4 protein-coding genes are annotated in these 5,449 nt (G+C 70.9%); all 4 read right to left on the reverse strand.

The genetic code is table 11. The annotated features are described in order from the left end of the window. A partial coding sequence (locus FL311_RS40820) for a caspase family protein (protein ID WP_141333034.1) occupies positions 1 to 1,058 on the reverse strand: 1,058 nt, incomplete at its 3' end. 95 nt (positions 1,059 to 1,153) lie between these two features. Beyond that, complete coding sequence (locus FL311_RS40825; RefSeq protein ID WP_141333035.1) at positions 1,154 to 2,080, reverse strand: hypothetical protein; 927 nt, start codon at positions 2,078 to 2,080, stop codon at positions 1,154 to 1,156. A gap of 2 nt (positions 2,081 to 2,082) precedes the next feature. Next, positions 2,083 to 4,797 (reverse strand): TonB family protein, encoded by a 2,715-nt coding sequence (locus tag FL311_RS40830; protein ID WP_141333036.1) that lies wholly within the window; start codon positions 4,795 to 4,797, stop codon positions 2,083 to 2,085. Positions 4,798 to 4,964: 167 nt separating this feature from the next. Beyond that, positions 4,965 to 5,449 (reverse strand): energy transducer TonB (locus tag FL311_RS40835; protein WP_141333037.1); only part of this gene is annotated, 485 nt, incomplete at its 5' end.

The raw sequence follows: 5,449 nt of genomic DNA on the forward strand, positions 1-5,449 counted from the left end.
ACCCGCAGCTCCGCGCCCCCCTTCACCCCCACCACCAGCTCCGCCTCGAAGCGCTGCGACGGACGCTCCAACGTGACGTGGTAGCGCCCCGGCTCCAACCCCAACGACAGCCTGCGCCCCAGCGGCTTCCGCAGCTCGGCCACCAGCTGGTTGCCCCAGTCGCGCACGAACAGCCGCCCGTGCACCTCCTCGGCAATCCCCAGGCGCGCGCTCGAGCCGCGCAGGTCCGTCATCACCAGGTCCCCACTGCCCGCCAGCTGGATGTCATAGGCGGCGTGCTGCGGCCCCCCCTGCGAGCGCTCCGTGCGCGCCAGCGTCTCGTGGAACGCGAACTGATACGCCTCGTGCAACGTGACGCGCCCGTCCCCGGACGTGTCCGCCGCCCCGCGCAGCCCCGTCACCAGGAAGTGCGTGAAGAACGACGCGCCGATGGTGTCCGACTCCTGCGCCACCTCGTCCGCGGAGCTGGAGGCCAGGTACGCATGCCCCCGCACCTGCGCGGACGCGTCCGTGAGGAACGAGGGCCGCCTGAGCCCACCCTTGTAGCGCGTGAGCGCGCCCGAGCCGCACGAGTCCAGGATGGCGATGCGCACGTCCACCGGCACGCGGGACATCAGCTTGCGCAAATCGTCGTAGGAGACGCGCTCGCCGCGCGGCAACAGCCCGTCCGCGTCCGAGTGGCCCGAGTAGTACACCACCAGCTCGCGCCGGAGCCCCGGCACCGCGGCGGCCTCCACCAGCGTCACGAGCCGCTCGAGCGCGGCCAGCAACGCGCCCCGGTCCGCCTCCAGCAGCAGCACCTGGTCGGCCGAGGCCACGCCGCCCAGCTCCTGCAGCACCCGCGACATCGCCAGGGCATCCGAGCCCGCGTAGCGCAAGCGCTCGCGCCCCGGGCCGCCCTCGCTGGAGCCCGCGATGAGCGCGAAGCGGCGCAACGCGGCGTCGGGCGCCTCGTCACGACGGGCCGCGTGGGCCTCACGCGTCCACGCCCCCAGCACCCACATGGCCAACACGCAGGCCACGCGTCCCCACCGGCGCGCTGTGCTCCCACTCATCATCCGCGTCCCACTTCCGCTCCAGCTCCGGCCCGGCCTCGCGCGAGCACCGGGCATACCCCGGATGGCCGCCCCCTTGCGAGCCATCCGCTACCACGTCACGGCGTCCAGCGCGCCCGACGAACGAGCCAGGAGCTGCCTCCCCGCCCGTCTCGCACCACCGCCCAGAAGGTGACCTCCTGTGCCACCCCGTCCTTCTCCGGCGGCTCCCACTCCGTGCGGTGGCGGCCCGGCTGGCCGTTGAACTCCACGCTCTCCGTCTCCTCCACGGAGAACTTCCCCAACGTCGCGTGCCAGGTGATGGCCCAGGACTCCTTGAGCTGCACCGCCTCCTTGCGGAACCCCGGCACCACGTACGACTCCTCGAGCGCGGAGATGTCGTTGGCGCGCACCACGAAAGGCCCCTGCCCCTTGAGCTCGGGCAGCGCCTCCGCGTCCCACGCCGCGTCGTCCAGCGTGAGCCCCTGCAGCCGAGGCTGCTGGTTGGGCGCCATGCCCGGCACCAGCGGACACGTGAAGACCATCAGCTTCTGCGCGTAGACGCCCTCCTCGCCCGCGGTGACGTGCAGCACCAGCGGCATGCGCAGGCCCCCGAAGCCCTGGTACGGGTCCGCCTCGCGCACCGCGTCCAGCAAGAGCGTCCCGTCCGCGAGCTGCGAGGCGCCCGGCCGGATGGGCAGCACCAGCTCGCCCGCCGTCGTCGTGCCCCGCGCCAGCTCCACGCGCTTCGACGCGTCCTCGCAGAGCGAGTCCTCCGGGTCCGCGCAGGCCGTCAGCGTGTAGGCGATGGAGCGCCCCTGTCCCGCAGGGTCCACCAGCAGCGCCCGATAGGACACCTGCTCGGTGAGCACCTCCAGCGCCTCCGCGGTGGGCTCGCACGTCGGAGCCATCAGCTCCGGACGCTCCACGGCGATACCCAGCACGCGCAGGTCGCGCACATGGGACGAGTGGTCATCCGGGTCGACGCAGGCCACCGCGCCCAGCGCCATCAACAACAGTCCGCCACACTTGAACCAGGTCCCCATGGTCAGAAGCTCCCTTTCACGCCCAGCACGGGGAGGATGGGGATGCCGGGAATCTCCATCTCCTTGCGGTAGCGGTAGTCGTTGAAGACGAACTCGACGTTCTCCGCGTTGTAGAGGTTCTGGACGTCCAGGTAGAGCGCGAGCGTCCAGTTGTCGAAGCGCCAGCCCTTCTCCACGCGCACGTCGAGCTGATGGAAGCTCGAGGCCCGCCCGGAGAGATAGCGCCCGTACGACGGCGAGTAGTTGTTCGAGTCCGAGTTGTAGATGTCATGCGGGTGCACCAGCGGCGTCACCGGACGGCCGGTGGTGAGGCGGAAGCGCCCGCCCAGCTCCCAGCCGTTGCCGAGCACGTAGTTGGCCACCAGCGTGAGGATGTGCGTCTGATCCCAGGGGCTGGGGCCGTACGTCTCCTCGCCCACGCCCGGCAGGCCGTCATCCCCGAGCGGGTTCTCGGCGCGGGGCTTGAGGCCCGCGCGGCCGTCCTCGGCGTGGCTGAGTGTGTACGACAGCCAGCCGTACCACTTGTCGGTGGCGGAGGCGCGCTCCTTCTTCACCATGAGCTCCACGCCGTACGCCTTGCCGATGCCCATGTTGACGAAGCGGTCCTGGACGAAGCTGCCGTTGTCCGAGGGGCGCACGTCGCCGGGGGACACCACGTTCTCGAAGCGGCGGTTGAAGAAGCCCGTGACGTCCACGTTCCACACGTCGGAGATGCGCTGCTCCACGCCGAGGCTGGACTGGAAGGCGCGCTGGTAGCCGAGCAGCGGGTTGCCGTACGGAGCGAAGACGAACTGGAAGGTGTCCGCCGGCTGGCTGTAGAGGCCGAGCGAGCCCTTGAAGGCGGTGCGCTCGCTGAACCCGTAGCGGACCCACAGGCGCGGGTCCAACAGGAAGTTGCGCGTGCCGCCCACCTTCTGGAAGTTGCCGCGCACGCCCGGCGTGACGGTGACGGGGCCGAGCTTCAGGTCCGCCTCCGCGAAGAGCGCGCCGTCGAAGCCGTTGATGGTGCGCTTCTCGTAGATGAGCTCCGAGACGGGGTCCGAGCCCGGGAAGGGCACGTACTCGGCGCCGCCCACGGAGGGGGCCTGCACATCGATCTTCACGTGGTCGAAGTAGACGTCCAGACCCGTGCGCACGGTGAGCAGCGAGGAGACATCCAGGGCCATCACCTCGCGCGCGCCCAGCGAGTAGATGGTGTCGTCCTCGATGTAGTTGCCGAAGGAGATGTCGAAGTAGTCCACGCCCACGTACGGCGTGAAGACGGAGCTGAAGTTGCCCTTGCGGTACGTCCAGTCGCCTTTCACGCGGTGGAAGCGCGTGTGCGTGTTCAGCTCGATGTCCGCCGAGGATTCCTCGCCGCCGGTGACCAGGCGCAGCTTGTCGTCACTGCCGAAGGCCATGACGTAGCCGGTGCTGCGCGCCGCGCCGGGCTCCGGGGTGGAGCCACGCGGGGCGCCGAAGTCCAGCCGGAGCTGGTAGTCCCAGTACACCGGGACGATGGAGAGCGTGGTGCCCTCGTCCTTGGGCAGCACCGCGGGGAGGATGGTGTCGATGTACGAGCGCCTGGCGGACGCCGCCACGCTGATGCCGTCGGTGATGGGCGCCTCGAGGAAGAAGCCCGCGTCGAGCAGGTCCACCTTCACCGAGCCGTGCACCGTGTCCGCCGCGCCCTTGCGCGTCGTCACGTCCACCACGCCGCCCACCGCGCGGCCGTACTGGCTGCCGTAGCCGCCCGGGAAGAAGTCGAGCGAGTCGATGAACTCCGCGTTCACCACCGACGGGCCGCCGAGCAGGTGGAAGAGGTTGGGGATGCGCACCCCGTCCATCAGCGTCGCCGTCTGGCCCGGGTTGGAGCCGCGCACCAGCAGGTCACCCGAGATGAACGGCGCGCGCGCGACACCGGGCAGCGTCTGGAGGACGCGGATGGGGTCACCGAAGGTGCCCGGCGTCTTCTGCGCCTCCTCGCGCGTCACCGTGCGGCGGACCACCTCCTTCTTCGGGCGGTCCGAGCGCACCACCGTCTCGAAGGCGCTCCCGGCCGGGGCCAGGTAGAAGTTCACCTCCGTGGTCTCGTTCTCCTTCAGCGTCTCCTTCGTCTGGTAGAGCTGGTAGCCGGAGGCGACGACGCGCACCGCGCACTCCCCCGGGGGCACCTCGAGGGTGAAGCGGCCGTCCGCGTCCGACACGGCCTCGGTCGCCTCCGCCTCGTCGCCACAGCGCACGGTGGCGCCGGCCACGCGCGAGCGGCTGCCGCGCGAGATGAGCTGACCGGTGAGGACGGCCTTGGGCTGCTCGGGCTCCTCGGTGGCGGCGCTCTCGGCGGGGGCCTTCGCGGTGAGGGTGAAGTGGTAGACGTACTCGACCTGCACGGGCGCGGGCACGCCGTCGACCTCGGCGGGCGAGAAGCGGAACTGGCGCACGGCGGCGAGCGCGGCCTCGTCGAAGCCGTGGCCCGCGGGCTCGGTGGGCTGCACGTCGGAGACGCTGCCATCCTCGGCGATGGTGATGATGAGGCGCACCGAGGCGGTGAGGCCCTGCGCGAGCGCCTCCGGCGGATACACGGCCTCCACGGGCTGCACCAGCGCGGGCGGCCTGGTGATTTGGGGCTGGGCCGCGGCTTCCGCGCCCGGAGGCGTGGGCGCCTGGGCGAGCACCGGAGTCGCCACCCACAGGGAGGCGGCGGCGAGCGTGGCGCGGGCATTCACATTCGAGGACATAGGTCTTTCAGGAGCGGAAACGAGGAGACGGGGTGTGGGCTCCCGCCGGCAAAGGGACGGAGTGAGGGTGTGCTGGAGGAGTCGGCGGGCAGTTCCGGGCCGTGGATGTGGATGAGGCCCACCGATGCATCTCCTCGCTCCGGCCCTCTCCCAGCGGGAGCGGGGGTTCAATCGAGCAGGAAGGTATAGGCGTACTTCATCTCCGTGGACACGGCCTCGCCGCCCTTGAAGGCGGGACGGAAGCGGAAGCGGAGGATGGCGTTGCGCGCGGCCTCCTCCAGTCCATGCCCCGGCCCGTTGAGCACGCGCGCATTCACCACGCGGCCCTCCGGGTCGATGGTGATGGACAGCGTCACCGTGCCCTCGACGCCCAGCCGGCGCGCCTCCTCGGGATAGGGGACCTTCACCTCGCTGGCGAGCTGCGGCTCACGGTCCACCTGGTAGATGGGCGTGTACTTCGGCGCGCTGTAGGTCTTCACCTCTTGCGGCGCCTTGGCCTTGTCGGCGGTGCGACCGTAGAGCGTGTTGCCCACCGGGGCCGCGAAGCCTCCGGCGCTGGTGGTGGAGGACAGGGACATGCCCACCACCAGGGGCGCGGGCTTCGCGCTCGGCGGCGGCGTCTCGTTGGGCGGTGGTGGGGCCTCCGTAGGCG

This window comes from Myxococcus sp. AB025B (assembly GCF_006518215.1).
Taxonomy (GTDB): domain Bacteria; phylum Myxococcota; class Myxococcia; order Myxococcales; family Myxococcaceae; genus Myxococcus; species Myxococcus fulvus.